23 protein-coding genes and 1 riboswitch are annotated in these 26052 nt (G+C 33.5%); of the genes, 9 read left to right on the top strand and 14 right to left on the bottom strand.

Going from position 1 to position 26052, the window contains the following annotated elements; genetic code table 11:
* The first annotated feature begins 17 nt into the window (after window positions 1-17).
* Window positions 18-959: a helix-turn-helix domain-containing protein gene (locus tag ACOOWA_RS05300; RefSeq protein ID WP_421373738.1), complete on the top strand. Its 942-nt coding sequence runs from the start codon at window positions 18-20 to the stop codon at window positions 957-959.
* Between the two features lie 84 nt (window positions 960-1043).
* On the top strand, window positions 1044-1811 hold the full coding sequence (locus ACOOWA_RS05295; protein ID WP_421373737.1) for an SDR family NAD(P)-dependent oxidoreductase: 768 nt from the start codon (window positions 1044-1046) through the stop codon (window positions 1809-1811).
* A 167-nt stretch (window positions 1812-1978) separates the two neighbouring features.
* Here the strand turns inward: ACOOWA_RS05295 and tenA are convergent, their stop codons facing one another.
* The 4 genes from tenA to thiM are packed head-to-tail and all read right to left on the bottom strand — an operon-like array spanning window position 1979 to window position 4872.
* The gene (tenA, locus tag ACOOWA_RS05290) at window positions 1979-2626 is read right to left on the bottom strand and encodes a thiaminase II (protein ID WP_421373736.1); all 648 of its coding nucleotides are present in this window, start codon (window positions 2624-2626) and stop codon (window positions 1979-1981) included.
* Entirely contained in the window at window positions 2613-3446 is an 834-nt protein-coding gene (gene thiD / locus ACOOWA_RS05285; protein WP_421373735.1) for a bifunctional hydroxymethylpyrimidine kinase/phosphomethylpyrimidine kinase, read from the bottom strand. Before thiD ends, tenA begins: the two co-directional genes overlap by 14 nt.
* Entirely contained in the window at window positions 3443-4078 is a 636-nt protein-coding gene (gene thiE, locus ACOOWA_RS05280; protein WP_421373734.1) for a thiamine phosphate synthase, read from the bottom strand. The genes thiD and thiE overlap by 4 nt, the downstream gene beginning before the upstream one ends.
* Window positions 4075-4872 (bottom strand): hydroxyethylthiazole kinase, encoded by a 798-nt coding sequence (thiM, locus tag ACOOWA_RS05275; protein ID WP_421373733.1) that lies wholly within the window; start codon window positions 4870-4872, stop codon window positions 4075-4077. The genes thiE and thiM overlap by 4 nt, the downstream gene beginning before the upstream one ends.
* A 66-nt stretch (window positions 4873-4938) precedes the next feature.
* A riboswitch (TPP riboswitch) is annotated at window positions 4939-5031 on the bottom strand.
* Between the two features lie 378 nt (window positions 5032-5409).
* Here thiM and ACOOWA_RS05270 point away from each other — a divergent pair.
* From ACOOWA_RS05270 to ACOOWA_RS05255, 4 genes are all read left to right on the top strand, one after another.
* The gene (locus ACOOWA_RS05270) at window positions 5410-7746 is read left to right on the top strand and encodes a TonB-dependent receptor (RefSeq protein WP_421373732.1); all 2337 of its coding nucleotides are present in this window, start codon (window positions 5410-5412) and stop codon (window positions 7744-7746) included.
* A gap of 2 nt (window positions 7747-7748) precedes the next feature.
* Window positions 7749-8558 carry a DUF4249 domain-containing protein gene (locus ACOOWA_RS05265; protein WP_421373731.1) on the top strand — a complete coding sequence of 270 codons (810 nt, stop codon included), beginning with the start codon at window positions 7749-7751 and terminating at the stop codon, window positions 8556-8558.
* 215 nt (window positions 8559-8773) lie between these two features.
* Window positions 8774-10945 carry an outer membrane beta-barrel protein gene (locus ACOOWA_RS05260; RefSeq protein ID WP_421373730.1) on the top strand — a complete coding sequence of 724 codons (2172 nt, stop codon included), beginning with the start codon at window positions 8774-8776 and terminating at the stop codon, window positions 10943-10945.
* Window positions 10946-11089: 144 nt separating this feature from the next.
* Window positions 11090-11368, top strand: coding sequence for a hypothetical protein (locus ACOOWA_RS05255; RefSeq protein WP_421373728.1), 279 nt, complete (start codon window positions 11090-11092; stop codon window positions 11366-11368).
* A gap of 61 nt (window positions 11369-11429) precedes the next feature.
* Here the strand turns inward: ACOOWA_RS05255 and ACOOWA_RS05250 are convergent, their stop codons facing one another.
* Genes ACOOWA_RS05250 through ACOOWA_RS05225 form a run of 6 tightly spaced genes read right to left on the bottom strand, consistent with a single transcriptional unit; the run spans window position 11430 to window position 18724 of the window.
* Window positions 11430-11795, bottom strand: a complete 366-nt coding sequence (locus tag ACOOWA_RS05250) for a response regulator (protein ID WP_421373727.1) — start codon at window positions 11793-11795, stop codon at window positions 11430-11432.
* A 39-nt stretch (window positions 11796-11834) separates the two neighbouring features.
* A complete protein-coding gene (locus ACOOWA_RS05245) occupies window positions 11835-12407 on the bottom strand; it encodes a chemotaxis protein CheB (RefSeq protein WP_421373726.1) in 573 nt (190 codons plus the stop codon).
* A 13-nt stretch (window positions 12408-12420) separates the two neighbouring features.
* Window positions 12421-13251 carry a CheR family methyltransferase gene (locus ACOOWA_RS05240; RefSeq protein ID WP_421373725.1) on the bottom strand — a complete coding sequence of 277 codons (831 nt, stop codon included), beginning with the start codon at window positions 13249-13251 and terminating at the stop codon, window positions 12421-12423.
* Window positions 13252-13617 carry a response regulator gene (locus ACOOWA_RS05235; RefSeq protein WP_421373724.1) on the bottom strand — a complete coding sequence of 122 codons (366 nt, stop codon included), beginning with the start codon at window positions 13615-13617 and terminating at the stop codon, window positions 13252-13254.
* Window positions 13618-13632: 15 nt separating this feature from the next.
* Window positions 13633-17244: a response regulator gene (locus ACOOWA_RS05230; RefSeq protein ID WP_421373723.1), complete on the bottom strand. Its 3612-nt coding sequence runs from the start codon at window positions 17242-17244 to the stop codon at window positions 13633-13635.
* Window positions 17245-17248: 4 nt separating this feature from the next.
* Window positions 17249-18724: a response regulator gene (locus tag ACOOWA_RS05225; protein ID WP_421373721.1), complete on the bottom strand. Its 1476-nt coding sequence runs from the start codon at window positions 18722-18724 to the stop codon at window positions 17249-17251.
* Window positions 18725-19278: 554 nt separating this feature from the next.
* Here ACOOWA_RS05225 and ACOOWA_RS05220 point away from each other — a divergent pair.
* Window positions 19279-19611: a DMT family transporter gene (locus tag ACOOWA_RS05220; RefSeq protein WP_421373720.1), complete on the top strand. Its 333-nt coding sequence runs from the start codon at window positions 19279-19281 to the stop codon at window positions 19609-19611.
* Between the two features lie 379 nt (window positions 19612-19990).
* Window positions 19991-20377, top strand: coding sequence for a winged helix-turn-helix transcriptional regulator (locus ACOOWA_RS05215; protein ID WP_421373718.1), 387 nt, complete (start codon window positions 19991-19993; stop codon window positions 20375-20377).
* A 100-nt stretch (window positions 20378-20477) separates the two neighbouring features.
* Here the strand turns inward: ACOOWA_RS05215 and ACOOWA_RS05210 are convergent, their stop codons facing one another.
* On the bottom strand, window positions 20478-21599 hold the full coding sequence (locus ACOOWA_RS05210; RefSeq protein WP_421373716.1) for a 1-acyl-sn-glycerol-3-phosphate acyltransferase: 1122 nt from the start codon (window positions 21597-21599) through the stop codon (window positions 20478-20480).
* A gap of 217 nt (window positions 21600-21816) precedes the next feature.
* Between ACOOWA_RS05210 and ACOOWA_RS05205 the strand changes: the two genes are divergently transcribed.
* The gene (locus tag ACOOWA_RS05205; RefSeq protein ID WP_421373714.1) at window positions 21817-22242 is read left to right on the top strand and encodes a DUF1801 domain-containing protein; all 426 of its coding nucleotides are present in this window, start codon (window positions 21817-21819) and stop codon (window positions 22240-22242) included.
* Window positions 22243-22248: 6 nt separating this feature from the next.
* Here the strand turns inward: ACOOWA_RS05205 and ACOOWA_RS05200 are convergent, their stop codons facing one another.
* From ACOOWA_RS05200 to ACOOWA_RS05190, 3 genes are read right to left on the bottom strand one after another with little or no spacing between them, the layout of a single operon-like run.
* Window positions 22249-23565 carry a sensor histidine kinase gene (locus ACOOWA_RS05200; RefSeq protein WP_421373713.1) on the bottom strand — a complete coding sequence of 439 codons (1317 nt, stop codon included), beginning with the start codon at window positions 23563-23565 and terminating at the stop codon, window positions 22249-22251.
* A 52-nt stretch (window positions 23566-23617) separates the two neighbouring features.
* Window positions 23618-24961, bottom strand: a complete 1344-nt coding sequence (locus ACOOWA_RS05195; protein ID WP_421373712.1) for a sigma-54-dependent transcriptional regulator — start codon at window positions 24959-24961, stop codon at window positions 23618-23620.
* A gap of 14 nt (window positions 24962-24975) precedes the next feature.
* Window positions 24976-26013, bottom strand: a complete 1038-nt coding sequence (locus tag ACOOWA_RS05190; RefSeq protein ID WP_421373711.1) for a PDDEXK nuclease domain-containing protein — start codon at window positions 26011-26013, stop codon at window positions 24976-24978.
* Window positions 26014-26052 lie beyond the last annotated feature (39 nt).

Below are 26052 nucleotides of genomic sequence, written 5' to 3'. Positions count from 1 at the left end.
TGATTTTTACAAACAAAATGAGTTCAATCACTATTAAAGAATTTTATCTGGATATTTTGGGCGAAAGTTGTCCGGATATTGATTTGTTTATTACGGAAAATATTAATAAAGATATTGGTCACTTCAATGTTTTTGATATTTCTAAAATTTTCAGAGAAAGCAAATCAAAACCCGAAATGCCTTACAATAGACGTACTTATTACAAAATAAGTTTAATCAACGGGCAAAATAAAGTGGAATATGCAGATAAAACTATTGAGATCGAAGACTGCGCCATTCTTTTCGCTTCACCAAAAGTACCCTATAATTATAACAACCAATGCACTAATCAATCAGGACATTTCTGCGTTTTTACTAAAGACTTTTTACCAACAAATAAAATCGGAATCGAAATCGATAATCTTCCCGTTTTTTCGCCACAGAGCGATTTTGTATTTCAAATTTCGACAGAACAATTTCATCAGTTTGAAGCCATTTTCATTAAAATGCATGAAGAAATTAATTCTGATTACATATATAAATATGATTTGCTGAGAAATTATGTAATGGAACTGATTCATTCCGGCCAGAAATTAAAACCCATTCTTCCAGTAGAAAACAGTAAGACTGCAGCTTCCAGAACAACAACTTTGTTTATAGAACTATTGGAAAGACAGTTTCCTATCGAAAATATCAGTCAGCTTTTAAAACTGAAAACACCGGCAGATTTTGCTGGAATTTTAGGCGTTCACGTTAATCATCTCAATCGTGTTCTGAAAGAGACGACAGGAAAAACAACAGGAGAAATCATCGGAAGCCGAATTTTTCAGGAAGCAAAACTATTACTTGCACAAACGCAATGGAATATTTCTGAAATCGCTTTTACATTGGGTTTTGAGGAAGTAGCGCACTTTTCTAATTTTTTCAAAAAACACGATCAACAATCACCTCAACATTTCAGAGAATTAATGAATGTTTGATTTTCACAAATTTTGATTTGATTTATGCAAATGCTTTAATGTTCAAATTTTTCAACTTTGTATCATTAATTAAAAACATTAAAAATGTCAGACAATCAAAGTAAAATAGCATTATTAACAGGCGGAAGCCGCGGATTGGGTAAAGATTCTGCATTGCAATTGGCAAAAAAAGGATTTGACCTCATCATCACTTATCAAACTAAAAAAGAAGCTGCGGATGAAGTAGTAAAAGAAATTGAAAACATCGGCCAAAAAGCATTTGCTTTGCCTTTGGATATCTCATCAACTTCAGGTTTCGACCAATTTGTAACGGAAGTGAAAAATATTTTAGACACTCAATTTTCCTCAGCAAAATTAGACGCATTGGTAAACAACGCCGGAATCGGAATCAATGAAGCTTTTGAAACCACAACTGAAGAAATTTTAGATTCCATGACGAATATCCACTTCAAAGGACCTTATTTCTTAACTCAAAAATTATTGCCCTTATTGAATGACGGAAGCAGCATTGTGAATACTTCTTCTGGCTTGGCAAGATTTTCTTTCGCCGGATATTCGGCTTATGGTGCAATGAAAGCAGCGGTAGATTCATTATCAAGATACCAAGCTGTAGAGTTGGGAAGCAGAAAAATCAGAGTGAATTCTATTGCTCCGGGCGCGATTGAAACAGATTTTGGTGGTGGTTTCGTTCGTGATGTTGAAGATATAAATAAACATCTGGCTTCAGAAACTGCTTTGGGAAGAGTTGGTTTGCCGGATGATATCGGAAGCGTGGTTGCATTTCTTTGTTCGGATGATTCTAAATGGATTAATGCACAGAGAATCGAGGTTTCCGGAGGATACAGAGCTTAATCAAAGCATCATAAAATAGATAAAAGCCCAATCGACAGTTTGTTGATTGGGCTTTTATTATCGTTGAATTGAAATGTAATAAGTTCGGCACTAAACATCTAATATTTTTTACAATCTTACGCATCTAATTAATTTGAAGCTGATTACAACAAATTTTTTCATTATTATCACCAGACTTTTAAATCATAAGCAGCCTGCCAAAATTGAAATTCCAATCTTGAAGCCGTAAAGAAAGCTTCATTCATTCGGTTTCTTATTTCGGGAGTTGTATTTTCAGCAGCTTTATCACAAATTTCGATGGCTTTTCTAACCGCAACTGCAAAATCTTCCCCACCATACGTATCGATCCAGCTTTGATAAACATTTTCTGATTTTTTTTCAAGATTTAAAATGTAATCTCCTACTTCTTTGTAAATCCAAAAACACGGCAACGTTGCAGCCATGGCAACCTCGACAGGTTCAAAAGCTGCGGTACTTTTCAAAAAGTGAATGTAATGATGGCACACCGGCTGTAAAATTCCTTTGCCTGAAATTTTAAATTCTTTAAAATAGAATTCATGTAAAGCATTTTCTACTAAGATTGCGTTTTCAGCAAAACGCATATAAGCCAAAGCATCTTCTATATTATAAGCTTTGCTTCCAATCATTGCCAACGTTCTCCCAAAATGTTCGAGATACAAAGAATCCTGAGCAATGTAAAACTGGAATTTTTCTTTATCTAAATTTCCGTCAGATAATTCTTTAATAAAAGGCATTTTGATAATGTCGCTGTAAACGATTTCAATCGATTCCCAGGCTTTTTCAGACCAATTCATTTTTGATGAGTTTTTGAGGATTAAAAAAGTGATTTAACGGACCGTTGCCTTTTCCTGTTTGTACATCGTAACCGTGATAAATGGCTTCGGAAACATAGTTTTGCGCCAAGTCAACTGCCTTTTCGATGCTGTTTCCCTGTGCTAAAAACGAAGCAATTGCCGATGAGAGTGTACAACCTGAACCATGCGTATTATTGGTTTCAATTTTTTCCGATTCAAAAGTTCTGTAATGATGCTGATTATTATAAAGAAGGGAAGTGATTAATTCAGTTTTCAAATGACCGCCTTTCAATAAAATATTTTTACAGCCTAATTCTTTAATGCTTTCCCCGGCAATTTTCATATCGTCCAGAGTTTCAACTTTCATATTGACTAAAATTCCCGCTTCATCCATATTTGGAGTAATAATATCAGCGATTGGGAACAGTTTTTGAATAATTGTTTTAATCGTTTTTTCCTCGATTAACCGATGGCCGCTTGTTGCTACCATCACCGGATCAAATACGATGGGAATCTTTCTGTATCTCCTTAAGGTTTCTACAATAGTTTCTACCAATTCGGACGTGTGAACCATTCCTATTTTAATTGCATCCGGAAAAATATCATCCAAAATAGACTCTATCTGTTCTGAAACTACTTCCTCAGGAATCGGGAAAATATTCCTTACACCTTGTGTATTTTGAATGGGCAAAGCCGTTAAAACTGAAGTTGCATAACATCCCAAAGCTGAAATGGTTTTTATATCGGCCTGAATTCCGGCTCCGCCACTTCCGTCGAAACCCGCAATCGTAAGAACTGATGGATATTTGTATTTTTTCATTTTATAATTTCGTTTTTCAGATTAAAAGCTGCTTTTTGAGGATTTTCAGCACTGCAGATTTCCGAGACGACTGCGATACAATCTGCACCAGCTTCGATAACAGCTTTTGCATTTTTAAAATGAATATTTCCAATTGCTACCAAAGGTTTTTCTGTAAGTTCTCTGATTTTCTTTAAACCTTCCAAACCCCATTCTGTAACGGTATCTGTTTTTGTTTGTGTTTTAAAAACCGGACTTACTCCTAAATAATCTGAAAGAATTGTTTCATTGTTTTCAAGCTGGCTTAAATATTCAATCGAATATCCAATCATTTTATTCTGGAAAGAAGTTTTTCTTAAAACAGAAGGTTGTATATCATTATTCCCGACGTGAATTCCAAAAGCATTAATTTTTTCAGCAACAAATATATTATCATTAATAATTAAGGGGATTTTATACTTGTCGGTAATTTCTTTCAGACAGATTGCTTTATCAAGAAAATCTAAATCAGAAGCATTCTTCTCACGCAACTGGATGATGTCTACTCCACCCAAAATGGCTTGTTCGGCAACATCTGAAAAATTTCGTTCTTTACAATCTTCTTCGGAAATAACGAGATATAATTGATAAGGAAATGATTTTATCAAACTCATTTTTTTGAAACTTTTACGTTTTCAAAAAACTCCTGCTCAGAAATAGTGTACAATTTATCTAAAATATTCACCTGAAGACTTCCCGGTCCTGCTGAAATCTTTTCTGACAATTCTCCGGCAATTCCTAAAAGTGACATTGCTGCAACAGTTGATTCGGTTTTATTTTCAGAAATTCCGGCAAAAGCTCCAATAATAGCCGAAGCTGAACAGCCCAATCCTGTTACTTTAGTCATTAACGGATGTCCGTTTTCAACAAAATAAGTTTCCTTCTCATCGATAATAATATCTGTTGCGCCAGAAATACAAACTACAGACTGATAGTTTTCAGCAAGAAGTTTTGCTGCAGTAATTGCTTCATTACTTTCTGCAGTACTGTCGACTCCTTTTGTAATGGTTTTATTCGCTTTTGCTAAAGCGATGATTTCTGATGCATTTCCTCTGATCACTGTCGGTTTAAATTCCAAAAGTTTTGCTAAAACTTCATCCCTGAAAGAAGTTGCGCCCGCTCCAACCGGGTCTAAAACCCAGGTTTTATCTGTACGACGAGCTTCTTCTGCAGCAATCAACATGGATTCACACCAATATTCATCGAGTGTACCGATATTGATGACTACAGCATTTGAAATAGCAACCATTTCTTTCACCTCAGATTTTGCGTGAGCCATAATCGGAGACGCTCCCACTGCCAAAAGTGCATTGGCAGTATTATTCATCACCACAAAATTGGTCATATTGTGTACAAGCGGCGATTGTTTTTTTACAGATTGAATGTAAGTCCAGAGATTATTTTCCATTAAACTAATTTTTATAAAAAAATGCTTTAGGAAAACGACAGAATAAAGAAAGAAAACATCACAGAACAATGTATCCTTGCTTTTCCCTACGTCGGTGTGAGCCGTATCAGGTTCAAAGGGACTCTCTCAATTCTTTTCAGAATACCCCTAAAGCGTAGAGCAAATATACAAATGTTTTGTATAAAAGAAAAAATTTGATGGTAATGTAAGATTTTCAGTTAGGTATTCAAAGGATAAATCATTAATAATTAGTAAATCATTAACATCTTAAACCATATTTAAAACTAACATATTTATAAGTTCTCAAAAATTACAGAATTTAATAAAACTCATCTAGAAATGATTTACTGTAAGCATTTACTAATAAATATGATTTTTAAAATTAAAAATTATTAACGTAAACTAAACAATAAATCGATGACAACCTCGTTGTTTAGGCAATTATAAGGTTTTATTTCTCAAATCTATGACTAAAATTTGACATCATTAATTGAAATTAGAAACTTATCCTTCATTTAAAATAATAAACTAAACAAATTGATACACAAAACATCCTTAAAAGCCGCAACAACCATTGCTGCGGTCTGTTTCAGTACATTTATTTTTGCACAGCAGAAATTTTCGGTAAGCGGAACAGTTAAAGATCAGAAAAACGGTGAATTACTTCTCGGAGTTACCGTAAAAGTCGCAGAAGATCCTACAATTTCCGTAATTGCCAATGAATACGGGTTTTACTCGCTTTCTCTTCCGCAAGGTTCTTACACTTTGGTCGTTTCTAATCCTGGTTTTAAAGATTTCCAACAAAAAATTACGGTTGAAAATGATTTAAAATTAAATCTGCAATTAACTCAGGAAGGAAATGACAGGGTGAAAGAAATTGATGAGGTTATTATTTCCGCAGTAAAAAAAGACAAAAACCTTTCTTCTGCACAAATGGGAACTGAGACTTTAAGCATCAAACAAATCGATAAACTTCCCGTATTATTCGGTGAAAAAGATGTGATGAAAACTATTCAGCTTTTACCCGGAATTAAAAGTAACGGTGAGGGAAGCAGCGGATTTTCTGTAAGAGGTGGCGCAACCGACCAGAATTTGATTTTACTGGATGAAGCTGCAGTTTATAATGCTTCACATTTACTGGGATTTTTCAGTACATTCAACAGTGATGCGCTGAAGGATGTGAGTATCATTAAAGGTAACAGTCCGGCACAATACGGAGGTCGGCTTTCGTCTGTTTTGGATGTTAAAATGAAAGACGGAAACAACAAAGATTACAACATCAATGGAGGTATTGGATTAATCAGCAGCAGATTGAGCGTTGAAGGCCCGATTCAGAAAGAAAAATCATCATTTATCGTTTCTGGAAGACGAACTTATGCGGATGTTTTCCTGAAAGCAACCGATGATTTTAAAGACAGCAAATTGTATTTTTATGATTTAAACTTAAAAGCCAATTATCAGATTAATGACAATAACCGTTTATACTTATCGGGATATTTTGGGCGTGATGTTTTAGGTTTGGGCGATACTTTTTCGACAGATTGGGGAAATACTACGGCAACTTTGCGTTGGAACAGTATTATCAACAGTAAATTATTCTCAAATACATCTTTCATTTACAGCAACTACAATTATAATATTGCTTTGAGCAGTAACAATAATACTTTCGGGCTTGATTCTAAAATTGAAGACTGGAATCTGAAGCAGGATTTTTCTTGGTTTGCTGGAAATAAACATTCGGTGAAATTTGGTTTACAGTCTATATATCATACGATTACACCGAGTAGCGCTTCTGGAACAAGTGTGAGTAGTTTTCCGAGAAATCCGAGATATTCCTGGGAAAATGCTATTTACATTAATGACGATTTTAAAGCAACCGAAAAGCTGACAATCAATTACGGAGCGAGATTGGCAATGTTCAGTGTTTTGGGCGGAGATACTTTTAATACCTATCAAAATGGAGTTTTAACCGATTCTGAATATTTAGAAAAAGGAAAATTCGGGAAAACATATGTGAATCCTGAACCGAGAATTACAGCGAACTACAGAATTAATGAAATGAGCAGTGTGAAAGGAGGTTATTCCAGAAATACCCAGAATCTACATTTATTAAGCAACAGTGGAAGCGGAAACCCAACCGACCAATGGATTGGAAGCAGCTATACTGTAAAACCAGAGATTGCAGACCAGATAAGCGCGGGTTACAGCCGAAATTTTAACAATAATAATTATGAACTGAATGCTGAGATTTACTACAAATCAATGCAAAATCAAATTGATTATAAAAACGGAGCGCAAATTTCATTTGACACAGCTGCAGATGTAGAAAGCGAGCTGTTATTCGGAAAAGGAAGAGCTTATGGTTTAGAATTAATTGCCAAAAAGAAAAGTGGAAAACTAACCGGATGGATTTCTTATACTTTATCTAAAACCGAAAGAAAAATTGACGGAATCAACGATAATGAATGGTATGATGCAAGACAGGATAAAACACACGATCTTTCTGTCGTTGCAACGTATCAGCTAAATCCAAAATGGTCTTTTTCAGGATTATTTCTTTACAGCACAGGAAACGCAGTGACTTTTCCCACTGGAAAATATGAACTTAACGGACAAACGGTTTTCCAATATAGCAGCAGAAATGCCGACAGAATGCCCGCTTATCACAGAATGGATTTGAGTGCAACTTACGAACCAGTTTCTGATAAACGCTGGAAAGGTTCCTGGTCATTCGGAATTTATAATGTTTACGGAAGAGAAAATGCCTACACCATTACTTTTGAAGACAATCCGAACAATCCTGGAACGACCAGAGCCATGCAGACTTCACTTTTCAAATGGGTTCCAAACATTACTTATAATTTTAAATTCTAATTATGAAAAATATATTAATCATCATATTTTCTTTATTTCTACTACATTCTTGCGAAAAAGAAATCGATCTTGATCTGGAAGACCAAAGCGGACAAATCGTGATTGAAGGAAATGTAACCGATCAGGCTGGACCATATTATGTGAAAATTACAAAATCGGTTGCTTTTACTCAGACTAATCAATATCCTGCGATTGAAAATGCACAAATTATTTTGAGCGATAATACAGGACAAACAGAAACCCTACAATATATCGGAAACGGAAGATACCAAACTTCAACATTTGTAGGACAATCCGGAAGAACGTATACTTTGAAAATTCAAGCTGAAGGAAAAGAATATATTTCTACAAGTACAATGCCTGAAGCAGTATCTTTCGATGGCCTGGATCAGGATTCTTTTATGGTCGGCGGTGAAACAAGTTACACACTTTTACCCGTTTTTACAGATCCGCCAGCTTTAGGGAATCGCTATCTTTTCAGTTATACAGTTAACAATTATTCTAAGAAATTTTTTTCCGAATTTTCTGATAATGTGAATAATGGAATGCCCAATCAAAGACCCTTGATTTTGCCAAACGATGATGGTGAAGATTCAGATGATATAAAAGTAACTGTTGGAGATACCATTCACGTAGAAATGCAGTGTATTGACCAGAATGTTTATACCTTTTACTCCGCTCTGCTACAACTTTCAGGAGGTGGTCCCGGTGGAGGAATTACTCCCGCAAATCCGCCAAGCAATATCAGTAACGGAGCTTTGGGATATTTTTCAGCACATACTGTGAGAAAGAAAAGCGTTGTTATTCAATAAAAAAACTAAAAAATTTAGTAAAAGCTATTTCATCACAACGAAATAGCTTTTTTATTTTTAAAACTAAATTATTACCAATTACGGACATTCATATTTTTATTTTATTGATTTTAAAGCTGTTTCAAAAACAATTTCCATATTAACAGAATTTAACAGTTATCTGATGTAACAAATATTCCCATTCATGTGTCTTATAGTTACAATTAATAACCTTAATGAAAAAAATTTTAGCACCAATCGCTTTATTAGTAGGAACTCTGGCTTTTGCACAACAAAAAAAAGATACTGTAAACTCTAAAGAAGAAAAGATTGAAGCAGTAACAATGACCTACAGAAAACCCACTGTAGAATCTAAAGTAGACCGTACTGTTTTTAATGTTTCCAACAGTTCAATTCTTGCAGGAAACACAACCTGGGATATTTTACGAATGACTCCATTGGTAAGCATCGATAATAATGACGCTTTGAAAGCCGAAGGAGAATCGGTAACGGTTTACATCAATGATAGAAAATCTGTTTTTACAGGGAAGGAATTAAAAGAATATCTGCAGACTATTCCTGCGGATAATCTGATGAAAATCGAGGTTATTACGAGCCCGTCTTCCCGGTATGAAGCTTCAGGTTCTGTGATTAATATTGTTCTGAAAAAACGGGATGATGAAGGGATGAAAGGCAGTATCACTTTAAATAACCGACAGAATACGAAAAACTCACAGTATACTAATTTTAATTTGAATTATCACAAGAAAAAATTCACACAAACACTTATCGGAAGTTACAGCGACAATACTTTTGTTCAGAAAAACTCTTTACTTAATACTTTATATGCAAACAATGAAGTGACCAAAATTGATAACGACATCATCTACAAAGGTAAAAATCCGTCTATTTCGTCAACTTCTGAGTACGAACTTAATGATAAAAACAGCGTCGGCGCCATTCTCGAATTTTATAAAGGAATAAGAAGCAACAGCTCTGAAACCAATGCTCAGATTTTTGAAAATGACAATTTAAACCGTTCATATTTTCAAAATCAGACGTCATCATCATCAAATCCCACCTTTGGAACGAATGTGTTTTATAAATATTATGACAAAGAAAAAAACAGAATTTTAGATGTTAATTTAGGTACAAATTACGATGCCGAAAATGACAACAGTTATTATCTTAAAAACACAGTAACCAATGCAGGAGCAACTTCTGTGGACCAAATCGGGGTTTTAACAGATCTTGAAAACCGAAATTATTACCTGAAAGTTGATTATACACAACCTTTAGGAAAATCGGGAGGAACTTTTGAAGTCGGCGGTAAAATAGATTTTCACAATAACGCAGTGCCCAACTCGTTATATGGTATTTTACCGGAAGGTTTGAGCAGAAATGACACCTTCAGATATAAAGATAATATTAGTTCTTTATATGCTAATTTTACCAAAACTTTTTTCAAAAAACTAGAGACCAGAGTCGGTATCCGATATGAATATATTGATTACAGGATGAGTCAGGACATCGCAGGAGCTTCAAGGAAAGATTCTTACGGAAGTTTCTTACCCAATTTATTACTAAAATATTCTTTCACAGACAAATATGATTTAAGTTTAACCTACACCAGAAATCTTTGGAGACCTTGGTATTCTGAGTTTAACCCGTTCTTATTACCGAGAAACGACGGATTGTACACCCGAGGAAATATGGAATTAAATCCTAACCCAAGTGATCGTATTTACATGAAATTCGGATTTATGAAAAAGTACTTTCTTTCGGCAAGATACAGTTTCACCAACCAGGATTACTGGACAGATTATGTAGTACAAACAGGAGCAACTCCGAAAGACAATAAAACCATTTCTCAGGAAAGTAACTTTACAGGAAATGTGCACAAATATTACCTTTATGCAAACACCAACCAATCTTTCCTGAAGAATAAATTAAGTGTCAATCTAAGTTTTGGATATAACTATATCGATAACAGCGATTTTAATGCAAGAAATGATCTTAAAGGAGCAGATTATATAAGTTTTTGGGCAGGATCAAGTAATTTAACGTATACCAATCTTTTCAATAAAAACATCAATTTGAGCGCGTGGGTAGAAATTTCCAATCAGAATAACGGAAATTCTTATGCCAATAAAACCAATGTTTTTCATAATATTTCGGCAACCAAAATTTTCCCTAAAACACAGATGGAAGTAAGTTTACAGCTAATGAATATCTTTCAGAGACCAAATTTTGATGCAACCTCTTACAGCCAAATCGGAACCTTCAGAAATTCAACAAAATCTGACTGGTACGGATTTTCTTTAACATTTGTAAAACGATTCGGAAACCAGAAAGTAAAAGAAAATACCAAAACCGACGTTGAAAAAGACAGCGGTGGCGGAAAATAAACACAGCTTTTTTTAATTGTGACGGATAATAAACATTTTTATTATCCGCCTTTTTTTTTAAAATTTGAATTAAACTTAAAAAAAAATTAGAAATTCTATTTATGGCATAGAAATTACTTCACTAAGAAAAGAAAACATCCCAAGATGGAAAGTGTGAAACAAAATAAAGATTTATTAGAATATTATTTATCATTAAACCTAAAAAAACAGTTCAATATTGATCTTGATCTGAAAGATGAATATATATTTACCGAAAATATAGTGTCTGGAAAAACAATTGTTGCACCTACTTTTTCTGACAAAATTTTATCACAACCTGAAATTAAAGAATTTTTATCAGCTTTAATCAGTGATATTAATAATGAAGAGCAACCCAGAATGGTGACAACATCAGAGCAGAAACACATGAGAGATATTGTATGAAAAACTAAAATCCCTTTCAGAAATCATTGAAAGGGACTATTATTCAATTAAAAATTCGCTGCTATATATTGATATATTTTGCAACTTTTTCCTCCAAATCATCAAGATTAAAAGGCTTTGCAACAAAATCATCAGCCTGAGCTTCTCTTGCCAAAGCCACAATATCATTATTTGCCGTAACATAAATCACCGGAATTGTACTAAATTCATCATGATTTTTTAAAAGCTTAGTCGCTTCTACCCCACCAATTTTCGGAATCCAGTTATCCATAAGAATTACATCGGGCTTAAACTGTGAAACTTTTTCAATAATATCATGAGATGTTTCTGAAATTTCGACCTGATAACCATTTTCTTCAAAAATAATTGTAATAACTTCCAAAATTGCTTTATCATCATCAAAAATCAAAATTTTCTTTTTACTCATATAATTAACTTTAATTTAAGTTTTTAATTTTTTTAATATTTATAATTGATTGATATGATCTGCTAAATTACCTGGTTTAATCAGCAAATCGTATCTCACTTCTTTTACCGCATGTTTCGGCATATAATTGACTTCAGCTGTATCAGGATCCTGAATCCAGACTTTGCCATTGTTTTTTTTTATATATAATAAACCTTCTACTCCGTCTGCATTTGCTCCTGAAAGCAAAATACCTACCAAAGTTTTTCCGAAAACTTCAGCTGCAGACTTAAATGTAACATCAATCGACGGCCGTGAATAATTCATCTTCTCTGAACTGTCTAGAGACATTGTTTTTTTATCTTCGAACAACAAATGATAATCAGCCGGAACGATGTAAATCTTATTTTTTTCAATTTCGCACTTGTCGTCAATCTCTACTACTTCAGTTGCAATAAACTGTTGAAGTAAGGTCTGTAAGATATTGTTTGAGTGTGCTTTTCTATGAAGAACAAGTACAATTGAAAAGTTTAAATTTTCGTTTAAATTTTTAATCATCTCCAGAATAACCTGCAGACTTCCTGCAGATCCTCCAATTACTACCAGTTCAGTATTTGAGTTTTCTGTGTGCATGATTAAAAAAACATTAGTTGTGATCTACTTTTTTCCAGATCCGCTGATCTTCGATCTGATGATAATTTTTATCTAATTTAGAAAATCTAATGGTTTCTTTTGCACCTAAAGCCAAAAATCCCAAATTTTCTAAACTACTATCAAAAAGCTTAAAAACCCTTTCCTGTAAACCACGATCAAAGTAAATCAAAACATTTCGGCAAATTATCAATTGAAAACTATTGAACGAACGATCTGAAACCAGATTATGCGTCGACAAGATCAGTTTTTCCTGAAGACTTTTATCAAATTTTGCACTGTCGTAATTGGCAGTATAATAATCTGAAAAATCTTTTTTCCCTCCGGAAAGCATATAATTTTCAGAATATAATTTCATTTGCTGCAGGGGAAAAACGCCTGATCTTGCAGTTTCTAAAACTGAAGGATTAAGGTCTGTTCCGTAAATTAAACATTTATGATACAAATTGGCTTCTTTCAGCAAAATAGCCATAGAATATGCTTCTTCACCTGTAGAGCAACCTGCAACCCAAATTCTGATTAAGGGATAGGTTCCCAACTGCGGTAAAATCTTTTCCCTTAAAGCTTTGAAAAAATAAGGATCCCGGAACATTTCTGTAACATTCACCGTTACTTCTTCTACAAAACGCTTTAAATATTCCGGATCGTTGATTAAAGTATAACGCAACTCTGCAAAGCTCGTAAACCTGTCGATCAGACAGATACGGTTTACTCTCCGTTTAAAAGAAGCTCTGCTGTACTCGGAAAAATCGTATCCGTACAGATCGTAAACATCTTTAATAAGATATTCTATTTCTTCATCTTTTACGATACTTGGTTCCAGCATTTATGAAAGATTTTCCAGAGCAGTTAATAATATATCTACATTAATCGGTTTTGAAACATAATCCTGCGCTCCCGCGTCAAGACATTTCTGGCGATCTTCCGGCATTGCCTGTGCTGTGACTGCAATTATCGGAATTTCATTTATTAAAGGAGTATTTCTAATAATTTTTATGGCTTCATAACCGTCCATTTCGGGCATCATCATATCCATCAAAACAGCTGCAAAGTTTTGTTCGTTTTTCAGCATATCGATTGCTTCCAAAGCCATTGTTGAGCTTTCAATCTGATAGCCTTTTGCTTTTAAAGTCAGTTTTAAAGCAAATATATTTCGCGGATCATCGTCCACAATTAGAATTTTCTTATTCATCAGAATTTTAGCTGTTTAACTTTCATATAACCAAACTCGAAGTAAGGATAATAACTGATCAATATCTACTGGTTTTGAGATATAGTCAGACGCACCTGCATCAATACATTTCTGGCGGTCACCAATCATCGCTTTTGCAGTGATTGCAATAACGGGAAGTCTTGCCAGTTTCGGCATTTTCCGTATTTCCCGAATGGTTTCGTAGCCGTCCATTTCGGGCATCATCATATCCATTAAAATAACATCAATATCAGGATTTTGTTTGATTTGCTGTAATGCATCTTTTCCGTCCATCGCAACCACCACTTCTACTTTATATTTTTCTAAAGACTTCGTTAAAGAGAAAATATTGCGGGCATCATCATCTGTAATTAAGATTTTTTTACCGCTTAAAACTTCCGTCAACGTACCTAAAGTTTTGGTTCTTACATTTTCTAAAGAATTATTTTTTTCTTCCACCAAATGCAGAAATAAACCTACTTCATCCAGAATTCTTTGATAAGAATGGGCAGTTTTTACCACAATAGAGTCTGCGTATTGCTTGATTTTCTGTTCTTCAGACTGAGACAGATTCCTCTCAGTAAAAATAATGATCGGTAGATTTTCAAGACCTTCGTAACTTTTAATCGACTCAATAATCTGATATTCATTACCACGGGAATCACCAATATCAAGAATCACACATTCATTTTGATTTGAACTTAAAGCATTTACAACATCTTCCACATTATTTTCTACCGACAATGAAATATTAAAATTACTCAGGAAATAAGATAACGCACTTGCATGTTTCGCATTTTCTTCTACAATTAATACCTTTTTTGGACCTTGCTGTAAAGCTTCTTCAATTTTTCTGAAAACATCCGTCATCTGTTCCAATGCAACTGGTTTGTTGATAAAATCTACGGCTCCTTTCATTAAACTTTCTTTCTTCACATGAAGCGCAGACATCATGTGAACCGGAATATGTTTGGTTTCCGGAGTAGATTTCAGTTCATCCATTACTTTCCAGCCGTCTTTTACAGGAAGCTGAACATCCAGTAAAATTGCTTGTGGATGATATTTCTGAGCTGCAGACAAGGCGTGATCACCTCTTACCACGACAATACCTTTGTAATCCTGTAATCTTGCATATTTCAGCAAAGCTTTAGCAAAATTGGTATCATCTTCAATAATCAAAATAACTTTATCATCTTTATGGATCTGATCTCTATCATCATCTACATTCTCAGGGATTTCAAGAACAGCGATATTTTCATAATATTCCGTTTCACCATCATCCACGATATTTTGAATTTCTTTAACCTCCTCCCGGATAATATCAACTAATTGACGATCTGTTTCAGGTTTTTCAATTTCTGAAACAGGTTTTATTGGAATTATCAGACTAAATTCACTTCCTTTATTGACTTCACTTGTCAAGCTCAATTCTCCGCCTAAAAGTCTTGCAATTTCACGGCTGATTGACAGCCCTAAACCAGTTCCACCAAATTTTCTACGGGTAGAACCATCGGCTTGCTGGAATGCTTCAAAAATAATTTTCTGTTTATCTTCCGCAATTCCGATTCCAGTATCTTTTACTGAGAAAATAATGAAATCTTTATTTTTAGGATCTTTATTAATATTTAAATCAATACTTCCCTCTTTTGTAAATTTCAATGAATTGGAAAGTAAATTTCTCAGAACCTGATCCACACGCAAACGATCGCTCTCAATCACTGGCTCTACATCTTTATCAATATTAATGTTAAACTGAAGTTTTTTCTCTAAAAATATAGGATTGAAGAGACTTTTTAAATCTTTTACAACTTCATTGATTTCAACATCCTGATATTCCAGAGTCATTTTACCCGATTCGATCTTCGCTAAATCTAAAATCTCATCAATCAGAGTCAATAAACTGCTTCCTGAGCTCTGAATAACTTTCGCAGATTCTACCTGATCTTCATTAAGATTTTCTTCAGGATTTTCTGCCATTAAACGGGAAAGAAGAAGAATTGAATTTAAAGGAGTTCGTAATTCATGAGACATATTCGCCAAAAATTCTGACTTATATTTTGTGCTTAATGCTAATTCTTCAACCTTTTTCTGAATTTCATTATTTCGTTCTGCAATCAAATGGTTTTTGTCTTCCAATAACCTTGAACGTTCCTCCAATTCAGCATTTGCCTGCATCAATTCTTCCTGCTGGACTTTCAGTTCTTCTTCAGAAGCCTGAAGTTTTTGGGTCTGAGCTTCCAATTCTGTATTCAGATTTTCCAATTCAGAATGTTGAACCTGCAATTCTTCCGACTGAGCCTGAGTTTCTTCTAATAATTGCTGCTCCTTTTCACGACCTTTAGCAGCGTTTAATGCAATCCCGATATTTCTGGCAGATTCTACAAAATAATCAATTCGATCCTGATCAAAATTACTGATTGCCGCCAATTCTAAAACACCAATGCAATGACCATCTGAGAAGATAGGAATCAATAATAAGCTATTCAATTTCAGTTTACTGCTTGAGAAACTTGCTACAAAACTTTCTTCTTTAAGATCATTATAGACTTTATGTTTTGCACTGCTAAAAGTCTGCCCGATCATTCCTTCTCCAGGTTCAAAGCTTTTTTTCATGTTGGCTTCCAGACCAAAAGCTGAGCATAACTTCAAAGTTCCTTCATCAAAAAGATACATCGATCCGTTGATGCATTTTCCATATTCAATCAGCTGATTTAAAGATCTTTCTGAAACCTCTTTCACAGATTTATTTCCCATTAGAGATTCATTCAGCAAAGCCAAGCCTTTTTGCCTCCAGTCACTTTTATTTATTTTATCAAAAGATTTTTTAAGAGAATCTTTCATGTGATTTAGAGAATCTACCAGATCACCTAGGTCATCTTGTGCGTCATCTGCCAAAGTCTGGGTATAATCTCCGTTTGCAACACGGTTTGCAATCTTTTGAATAGCACTTACACGTCTGCTGATTTCAAGGTCTTTATCTCTTAAATCTTTTTCTAATTTTTCTCTTCGAACGAGATCAGATCTTAATTTCAAATAGAAAAAAACAGTGACTATAATTGCTGAAAGTGCCGAAAAAATAATGAATAATACCGTTGTATTTGAAGAGTTGTTGAGATCCTTATTTTTTACTTCGAGTTGAGACTCTTCAAATTGAGCAAATTCTTTTACGATCTGCCTGCATTTATCCATATAAGATTTGCTCAGCATAATCTGCTCCTGCGTCATTATAATACCTTTTCTACGGTTTTCTACAAACAGCTTCAGGTTAGCAATATTACTTTCAACATTCTGTTCTAAATTTTCTAAAAGTTTTTGCTGATGCGCATCTTTTATATTTAAACTTTTTGCTCTTTCAATTGCTTGTGAATATTCATTCAGGCTTCTATTGTAAGGCTCCAAAAAGCTTTCTTTTCCCGTCAGTTGATAACCACGATTTCCCGTTTCGGCATCTAAAAGTGCAACTAAAACATCTTTCACTGCTGTAACTGATCTTCTGCTTACACCTACACTTTCTCTGTGGTTCATCTGATTTTGAATACTCAGGTAAGATGCAACCGAACTTGCAATTAAAATAGCTAATGAAAGACCAACTCCAAACTGAAGATTTCTAAGTATTTTTTTCGGCATAAAATTAGTTTAATGGTAAAGTGAAATAAAATGTAGAACCTTCGTCGATGATACTTGAAACTCCTATGTTTCCGTGATGTTGTTTGATGATCTCCGAACAGATATAAAGCCCGATCCCCATTCCCTGAAACTGCAGCGAAGACTCTTCAACACGGTAAAATTTATGAAAAACCGCTTCCTGCTTAAAATCCGGAATACCAATTCCGAAATCGGTAACACTTACTTTTACTTCCTGCTCTTCTTTGTCTACAAATGTGGTAACAATTACCTGATGATTTTCAGGAGAATACTTAATAGCATTCGTTAAAAAATTAATCAAAACCTGCTCAATACGAATGACATCCAAAGGAATTAAAATATCGGGAACAAAACCGTGACGGTCAATTTTCACTTGTTTATTTTCATGGGTCTGAAGAATTGTATCGATAGAATTCTGAATTAGCTGATCCAGATCTGTTGGTTTTTTATTGATTTTCAGTTTACCGTTTTCAATTTTAGAAACATCCAATAAATCGGTAATCAAGGTATTAAGCTTTTCAATCTGATCATGAACTTTTACCATAAACCCTGATTCTGCGCTTTGTTTATCAAGCTTTAATTTACGATCCAAAAGTTGAACGTAGGCTTTAATGCTCGTTAAAGGTGTTTTCAGTTCATGGCTTGCTATACTTAAAAATTCGTCTTTTTCTTTCTCAACTTTTTTCTGATCATCGATGTCTGTAAAAGTTCCAACCCAATTTTTAATTACATTTTCTTCAAGAACCGGTGTTACACGAAGCAAATGATATCTGAAATCTCCTGTTTTTCTGTTTTTAATACGAATTTCAAGTTCTAAAGCTTTACCTTTATTTCTGCACCGTGAAAATTCTTCCTTTATATCTAAATCATCGGGATGAACTTCGGGAAAACTGGTATCTGAAATAGAATATTCATACCATTTTCCGTTGACAAAATCTACAATTCCTTGTTCATTTAAAGTAAATGCAATTTGGGGTAAAGATTCCAGCATCAGATGAAAATGATCAATCTGCGACTTCATGGTAACCTGAGATTCACGTCTGCCTTTTACTTCAAGCTCGAGATTTTGCTGCATTTTTCTCATCGCAACACTCTGCTCCTGAATACTATAGAAAGTTTTCACTTTCAAAAGAAGAATTTCGGGATCTACTGGTTTTGTAACATAATCTTTCCCTCCAGAAGCGTAACCTTTTGTAATAAATCGTTTTTCTGTATTTACAGCCGATAAAAATATGATAGGAATTTCTTTAGTTCTGCTATATCCGGCAAGAGTTTCGGCCACTTCAAAGCCATCCATTTCAGGCATCTGAACATCCAAAATAATTAAAGCATACTCATTTTTTAAAGCTTTTCCCAAAGCTTCCTCACCAGAACCGGCGGTGTCTACCTGAAAATCTTTAGATTCTAAAAGTTTTTTTAATGAAAAAAGATTGTTTTGGTTATCATCAACTATTAAAATCATATCAACGAAAAATAAATAATTTATTATAATTTACTTAGCCTCAAAAATACTTACAATAATTTGATAAATAGTTATACTTGAATCATATTTACCATAATACAATTTATTGATTATTAATCTGGAGAATTTTCGGTGAATTTTTCAGATAATCGCAAAAAGTATTTCATATCTTTAAAGTGTTTGCTTTTTTAAACAAGAATTTATTCAAAATAAAATTGAAAAAGAAATATAATTCATCTTAAATCTTTCAAGGAACAAGTATTTCTGGATAATTCTTACTTAGTAAATTTGTTTATCATGATTCGCAACAATAATGCCATTAAAATTAATTATGAATGTCCGTAGTTGGTAATAATTTAGTTTTAAAAGTTTGTTTCTCATTCCATAGGAATCTAAACTACTTTATTTCAGAATATTTAGATTCCTCCTGAATGACAAAATGACAGCTGATTTTAGAGTTATAGTTGTTTTATACATTTCAAAGTAAACTTTTAGACAAAAAAAAAATAGTTCACAAAACCCTCCAATAAAAAGAAAATATTAAATTTAAAGCTATGAAAAATTACATATTTTTAGCATTTGCAATACTTTTCGAGTCGGTGGCAACTTCTTTTTTAAAAGCTTCTGAAGGCTTTACAAAACCTTTACAGACAATCGTATTTTTGGTTGCGATGTCGGCATCGTTTTATCTTCTTACTCATGCAATAAAAGTTATTCCGATAGGTATTGCTTATGCGATATGGTCTGCTGTAGGAATTGTTCTGATCTCGTTAGTCGGATATTTTGTTTATAAACAGTCGCTGGATTTGCCTGCAATTCTTGGAATTGTTTTAATTATCATCGGGGTTGTAATAATTAATGTATTCTCAAAATCTGCATCTCATTGAAGATTTCGAGAAATTTATTTCTGGGAGTCTCACAACTTTGTTTTTTTAAACAAAAAGATTTTAAAATAGAATTTGTGGATTTTCAATCTTTTTAAACTCAAAATACAAATAATTAGCTGTAAATGGAGGATATTTTAAAATGATGATTCACAATTTGCAGAATTTTGCAAGAAATTATTTTATTATTGGGAATCGAAAAGTTTTTTTTCATCATTTGTGTTTTTAAACGATGCCTAGTCGTTGATACTTAAAATATCGATGCAAATTTAAAATTCAATTATTACAAAACTACCCCTAGTTTCCTTGTGGAAACTACTTTCCTTTATGATACTGAAGGTATTTTTTTTAAATTTGCAAACCTTCAACTGATCATTAAATTATGAAAAAAGAACCGGAATTTAATAATAACCTAATTTGTAAAAAAAGAATTTTAGCCATAAAAGATACGATGGAAATTCTTTCCGGTAAATGGAAATTCCATATTTTGGGGACTTTAATGTTGGGTAATAAGTTACGTTTCATGGATTTAGTAAGAGAAGTTGACGGAATTGGTTCGAAAATGCTTTCAAAAGAATTGCAGGATCTGGAAATGAATCATTTAATTATGCGTACAGTTCTCGATACCAAACCCATTACTGTTGAATATCAAATCACTGAGCATGGTAAAACATTAAGCTCAATTATTGATGAAATTGCAAACTGGGGAATTGATTACAGAGATAAATTCCATAAAAAAACGGAGCAGATAGATGTGCCCCGTAATTAATTTTACCTTTAAAGAATTCCAGATTACTTTTTAGTACTCAAAATACGTTGACAAGAATCAATTGTTTTCCCGTTACACTATAAAGTTTTGTTTGTATAATTCAGCCGTTTTTATTAATAACAGGATTGGCGTACATTGATAAAAAGTTATTTTTTAAAACAGGATCCGAACTGTCAATCCGCATTTCAAGACGTCGCTCAAACAGTTGCTTCTCATCTTCTGTATAATGATCAGCATATTGATCTGAATTGTTTAACAAATCAAAAGCAATATATTTTGTCGGCCAAAGTTTATAGTTCTCTAGAATAGAATCGTCAATAATTTTGGCAATCGCCTGAAGCTGTTTATTTTTATTTTCAGTGGTTGAGGCTATCTCATCAAACTCTGTTTCCAGAACTTCACCTGCGTGCAAATGAATTCTCTTTTTTTGTCCTAAAACTCCGCTCAACATGGTTTTAAAATCTTCATTTTCATCTTTTATATAGATTTCATTTTTAGATTTTGCCAATACCTGCGGCATTTTCAGAGCATCTGTAGGATCATATTCGTATGAAATTGATAGCGGAACAATTTTTAGTGATTTAAAGAAATCTGTCAATGGCTCGGTGTTTGAAGCCATCGCCAACATTTTTAAAACACCTTGTTGTGTGGCGTCATTTCCGTCTTTTGTACGACCTTCACGTTGCGCAATCCAAACCGAACGATTTTCTTTTTGCAATAAATCATGAATATATTCAGACATTATTTTTGAACTGCTCAGCTGCTCCCGAATTGACAAACCTCTCTGAACCAAAAAATTACGGTTTAATTTTGCTAAAATATGCAGAAATGTTTTCTGCACAAGATTATCTCCTATCGCCGAAGAAGTCATAATTAAACCCTTGTCAAGCAAAACCAGATTCAGCAACGAAGTATCTAAAACAATATCGCGATGATTGGAAATAAATAAATAAGCTGTGTTTTTATCTAATTTTTCAAATCCTGATGTCGTTAAACCTTCCGAACTTTGCTTCAAAATCTGACGAATCGTCTGCGAAATAAACTGATGCTGAAAATCACTTATAGAATGAATATTTTTAAACTGACCAAGCCAAAAATTTTCTTCAGAATCGGGAAAAGTAAACTGCATTAAGACCTTCATCATCGGATGCCTCGCTATACTTTGCAAAGCATCATTCACTTCATGATCATAAAAAGGCCTGATCTCATCAAACTTCGACATAGTTATACTTAAATTAACGATTTGCAAAAGAACAAAAAAATATTGAGTAAGTTGGATTATAGATATTATTATTGTTTTAAAAATAAAATTTAGAAAAAGAGATAAAAAAGTATTTGAACTAATTTTTACTTTTGGATATAAAACAATGCGTTAATTTAAAAAATATCTTAATTACAAAGATTTAAAAATTAAATTTATTGGGAAAAATTAAAATCTTATGAATATAGAATATCAAATTCAAGAATATATTTCTGGTCAAACTTCACAAAAGAGCAGAGATCTGCAAAATTTACATAAAATTATTCTTGAGATAATGCCTTTTTGCAAATTATGGTTTCTTGACGGAAAAAATAATGACGGAAAAATAGTTTCCAATCCCAATATTGGCTACGGATTTCAGAATTTGAAATATGCAGATGGAAGTTCCCGGGAATTTTACCAATTGGGAATCAGCGCCAATACAACCGGAATTTCTATTTACTTTATTGGTATTAAAGACAAAAATTATTTAGCTAAAAACTACAGCAATACCATTGGAAAAGCTAGCGTTACAGGATATTGTATTAAATTTAAAACCCTCGATCATATCAATCTGGATGTTTTGAGAGAAATACTAAAATTTGGATTGAATGTTTCAAATTAAACTATCTTACTCCACAAACCAAATTTCAAAACGACTTCCCTGCTCCAAAGGTTTATAATTGAGATAACCTTTATGCGCTTCTATAATACTTTTGCTCAGCGTTAAACCGATTCCGGAACCATTGCTTCTTGTTGTGAAAAACGGAAGAAAAATTTTATCCTGAATTTCTTTTGAGATTCCGATTCCATTATCTTCCACGCTTAAAATAATTCGTTTATTTTGAGTTTTAATTTCAGTTTTTATCGTTCTTTCAGCCTTATCAGAAACTGCATAAATGGCATTGAGATAAAGATTTATCAGGCATCTTTCAATCATTTTCTGGTCTGCAACAATGATTTGATTTTCTAATGAATTGAGAATTTTAATATGTCTTTTTTCAAATTCCGGTTTCAGAAAATTGAGTGCAGATTCTACAATATTCTTTAATGAAATTTCTTTGAAAACAGGTTTCGGAAGTTCTGCAACTTGTCGGTAATCATCCACAAAATTCAATAGCTGCTTTGATTTTGAGTTGATAACCATCAGACTTTCTTTCATATCCTGCTGATCTTCTTTTTCTATAATTTCCTGATTGGCAATATATTCAAGATTTTGAATCAGACTGTTGACAGGCGTCAAAGTATTGAGAAGTTCGTGGGAAATTACTTTCATCAGATTATTCCAAGCCACTTTTTCTTTTTGTTCGATAATTTTCTGAACCGATTCTAAACTGATAATACAAAACCGATTTTTCACATTCTGAACTTTTTTGGTCCTCAGTGAAAACGATTGTTTCGTATTTTCATTAATCGAAATGTCAAAAAATTCCTGCGAGTTTTCATAATTGGTTTGTTCAATGATTTTATAAAATTCCTTGGTTTTATTTTCATAAAGATTCCACAAATTATATTTTGGAATTTCCAGAATTTCCAGAAAAATCGGATTTACATAAAAAACTTCCCAAACTTCATTTTTCTTCGACAAAATCATCAATCCGATTTCCAGTTGATTTAAGATTTCCTCATACAAAAGTTTGTAAGATGATAATGAAAGATGTTCGTCTTTGCTTTGATAATAGAGTTTTACAGCATTATCCACCAAACTGTTTTCTTCTGTTTTCGGGAACAATGAAAAATCTTTTTTCTGAATAGCCAAAAGCAGTTTTTCCGTTTTCTGAATGTAAGATAAAGCCGAAGTCTGCGCCAAAACAACACAAACCAAACTTATCAATGAAAACAAAGTACAATTAATCCATTTGTTTTGTGAATAAAAATCAAACGCAAAAATTCCGCAGACAATTGCCAACAGAATAAAAATTACCCAAACAAAACTTCTCGAATTCATCAATTAAATATATTAAAATCCACCAACCAAAAACTATCAACCAACAACTCAATCACAAGTCGAATTTTTCCATTCTTCGATACAACGCAGCTCTTGATAATCCCAAATCTTCCGCTGCTAAAGAAATATTTCCACGGTGTTTTTTCAACGCTTTTTTAATCAGAATTTCTTCCATTTCTTCAATGTTAAGATTCACGATGGTGTTTTCGGATTCTTCATCCTGAGGCATCAGCAATTTAAGATTTTTTTCGCTGGAAAGAATCACGCTTCGTTCGATGCAATGGTCGAGTTCACGGATATTTCCGGGCCAGGAATAATGATTTAATTCTGAAATTAAAACATCATTTAAAATCAAATCAGGCTTGTGATATTTCTGTTTGTATTTATCCAAAAAATAATCCGCTAAAGTTGGAATATCTTCCAAACGTTCTCTCAATCTTGGAATATTTAATTCAACCGTATTGATTCTGTAATATAAATCTTTCCGGAAACGGTTTTCAGCTACGGCTTTTTTAAGGTTTTCGTTGGTTGCAAAAATAAATCTCACATCCAATAATCGCTCTTTGCTCTCCCCGATTCTCGATAATTTTCTATTCTGAATCAAACTCAATAATTTGGTTTGGAGATGCAGCGGTAGATTGCCGATTTCGTCGAGGAAAACTGTTCCATTCTCCGCATTTTCTATTTTTCCGGCGTAATCCTGATGCGCATCTGTAAAAGCGCCTTTTTTGTATCCAAGTAATTCAGCTTCAAACAAATTCTCAGAAAGACTTCCCAAATCAATATGCACAAAAGGCTGATTTTTCCTTTCAGAAAGCTCGTGAATATATTCTGCCAAAACATATTTTCCCGTTCCGTTTTCTCCCAAAAGCAAAACGTTCGCATCTGTCGGCGCCACTCTTGTGATTTGTTCCATTACATCTTTCATCGCAAAAGACTGCGTTTCCAGTTGGTATTGATTGGTTTTTAGACTGACGTTTTCCCATTGATTCAGTTTCTTATTCTTTCGGGAAATATCGACGGCAAGATTCACAGAAGCATACAGCTTTTCGTTATTCCAAGGTTTTAAAATAAAGTCGGAAGCTCCGTTTTTCAAGGCTTCGACAGCCAATTCTACTTCGCCATAAGCAGTCATCAGAATAATCGGAAGTTGTGGTTCCAAAGTTTTTATTTCCTGCATCCAGTACAATCCATCTTGTCCGTTCTCAAAACCTTTTCGGAAATTCATATCCAGAAGAACGGCATCAACTTGCTGCTCAGATAAAAATTTCAGAATATTTTTAGGCTGACTGAGACAACTTACTTCTGTAAAAAACTTTTTAAGCCAGACTCTTGCCGAAAATAAAATATCCTCGTCATCATCAACAATTAAAATATGAGCTTCTTTTTTTCGCATTTTCTTTTAATAAATTACAATAATTTCTTGCGTTCAAAACGTTCTTTTGCTTCTATTAAAGCCAGATGTAACTTTCTTTCCAGTTCTTTTTTGGGTGGTAATTCGGTCCAATATTCCGCAACCATAATTCCATCTTTATGCATTTCTAATAATTCAACCTGTTCCTTACTACTTTCTGCACAAAGTATCAATCCAATTGGCATTTCTTCTTCTTGTTTTTCATTTTTATCGAGCCATTTCAGATATAATTCCATCTGACCTTTATGTTTCGCCTGAAATTTCCCTAATTTCAATTCGATGGCAACCAATCTTTTTAATAAACGATGAAAAAATAAAAGGTCGAGATAAAAATCATCTCCATCGATAATCATTCTTTTTTGTCTTTCCACGAAAGCAAATCCTTTCCCTAATTCCAATATGAATTTTTCCAGTTCGTGAAGAACGGCTGTTTCAATATCTTTTTCTAAATAATCGTTTTGCAAGCCAAGAAAATCTAATAGATATGGGTCTTTGAAAGTATTGATAGGAAATTTTTCGCTTTGAGATGATTGTAGATTAGCAATTTCTGTTCTTTCAAAAGCTTTATTGGTGATTTGTTTGCGGAGTTCTCTTACACCAAGTGTTTCCTTAATAGCTAATTCTGCATAGAATTGTTTTGCATTATTTGATTTTAATGAGAAGAGTTCTATAAAATGTGACCAACTCAATTGTCGTGACAGTGGAACGACAATTTCAATATCTGGAAATTGTTCAGAAAATCTGACCATTCTTCGTATATTTTTTTCGGTAAAATTTCTGCCATATAGATTTTCCAATTTTGCCGACAGTGTCGGCAAAATTTGTTTTCCGTATTCTGCGCGTTGGTTTTGCAGAACATCGTCATTGATACGTTTACCAACCTGCCAAAACAAAATGGTAAGTGTACTGTTGGCTTGCATAGCCACTTGTTGGCGACTTTGCTCTATCAATTGTGATAAATCAACAAATAGTTTTTCGTTTGAAAATTCTATTTGATTATCGGAAGTTTCTGTATTTTTTATTTTTTTAGTCATAGTTTTTAATCATCATTAAATTAAAATTGTTCGTTTTCG

The organism is Chryseobacterium sp. GP-SGM7, from assembly GCF_049166575.1.
Classification (GTDB): domain Bacteria; phylum Bacteroidota; class Bacteroidia; order Flavobacteriales; family Weeksellaceae; genus Chryseobacterium.
This window is presented reverse-complemented; position numbering and strand designations above follow the sequence as displayed.

Excerpts from the sequence above, each read along its gene's own strand:
- ACOOWA_RS05230 (WP_421373723.1), bottom strand. The coding sequence starts at position 17,244 with ATGCCGAAAAAAATACTTAGAAATCTTCAGTTTGGAGTTGGTCTTTCA.
- ACOOWA_RS05265 (WP_421373731.1), top strand. The coding sequence starts at position 7,749 with ATGAAAAATATATTAATCATCATATTTTCTTTATTTCTACTACATTCT.
- tenA (WP_421373736.1), bottom strand. The coding sequence starts at position 2,626 with ATGAATTGGTCTGAAAAAGCCTGGGAATCGATTGAAATCGTTTACAGC.
- thiE (WP_421373734.1), bottom strand. The coding sequence starts at position 4,078 with ATGAGTTTGATAAAATCATTTCCTTATCAATTATATCTCGTTATTTCC.
- ACOOWA_RS05260 (WP_421373730.1), top strand. The coding sequence starts at position 8,774 with ATGAAAAAAATTTTAGCACCAATCGCTTTATTAGTAGGAACTCTGGCT.
- thiM (WP_421373733.1), bottom strand. The coding sequence starts at position 4,872 with ATGGAAAATAATCTCTGGACTTACATTCAATCTGTAAAAAAACAATCG.
- ACOOWA_RS05205 (WP_421373714.1), top strand. The coding sequence starts at position 21,817 with ATGAATATAGAATATCAAATTCAAGAATATATTTCTGGTCAAACTTCA.
- ACOOWA_RS05300 (WP_421373738.1), top strand. The coding sequence starts at position 18 with ATGAGTTCAATCACTATTAAAGAATTTTATCTGGATATTTTGGGCGAA.
- ACOOWA_RS05255 (WP_421373728.1), top strand. The coding sequence starts at position 11,090 with ATGGAAAGTGTGAAACAAAATAAAGATTTATTAGAATATTATTTATCA.
- ACOOWA_RS05215 (WP_421373718.1), top strand. The coding sequence starts at position 19,991 with ATGAAAAAAGAACCGGAATTTAATAATAACCTAATTTGTAAAAAAAGA.
- ACOOWA_RS05250 (WP_421373727.1), bottom strand. The coding sequence starts at position 11,795 with ATGAGTAAAAAGAAAATTTTGATTTTTGATGATGATAAAGCAATTTTG.
- ACOOWA_RS05200 (WP_421373713.1), bottom strand. The coding sequence starts at position 23,565 with ATGAATTCGAGAAGTTTTGTTTGGGTAATTTTTATTCTGTTGGCAATT.
- ACOOWA_RS05195 (WP_421373712.1), bottom strand. The coding sequence starts at position 24,961 with ATGCGAAAAAAAGAAGCTCATATTTTAATTGTTGATGATGACGAGGAT.
- ACOOWA_RS05210 (WP_421373716.1), bottom strand. The coding sequence starts at position 21,599 with ATGTCGAAGTTTGATGAGATCAGGCCTTTTTATGATCATGAAGTGAAT.
- ACOOWA_RS05225 (WP_421373721.1), bottom strand. The coding sequence starts at position 18,724 with ATGATTTTAATAGTTGATGATAACCAAAACAATCTTTTTTCATTAAAA.
- ACOOWA_RS05295 (WP_421373737.1), top strand. The coding sequence starts at position 1,044 with ATGTCAGACAATCAAAGTAAAATAGCATTATTAACAGGCGGAAGCCGC.
- ACOOWA_RS05220 (WP_421373720.1), top strand. The coding sequence starts at position 19,279 with ATGAAAAATTACATATTTTTAGCATTTGCAATACTTTTCGAGTCGGTG.
- ACOOWA_RS05245 (WP_421373726.1), bottom strand. The coding sequence starts at position 12,407 with ATGCACACAGAAAACTCAAATACTGAACTGGTAGTAATTGGAGGATCT.
- ACOOWA_RS05235 (WP_421373724.1), bottom strand. The coding sequence starts at position 13,617 with ATGAATAAGAAAATTCTAATTGTGGACGATGATCCGCGAAATATATTT.
- thiD (WP_421373735.1), bottom strand. The coding sequence starts at position 3,446 with ATGAAAAAATACAAATATCCATCAGTTCTTACGATTGCGGGTTTCGAC.
- ACOOWA_RS05190 (WP_421373711.1), bottom strand. The coding sequence starts at position 26,013 with ATGACTAAAAAAATAAAAAATACAGAAACTTCCGATAATCAAATAGAA.
- ACOOWA_RS05240 (WP_421373725.1), bottom strand. The coding sequence starts at position 13,251 with ATGCTGGAACCAAGTATCGTAAAAGATGAAGAAATAGAATATCTTATT.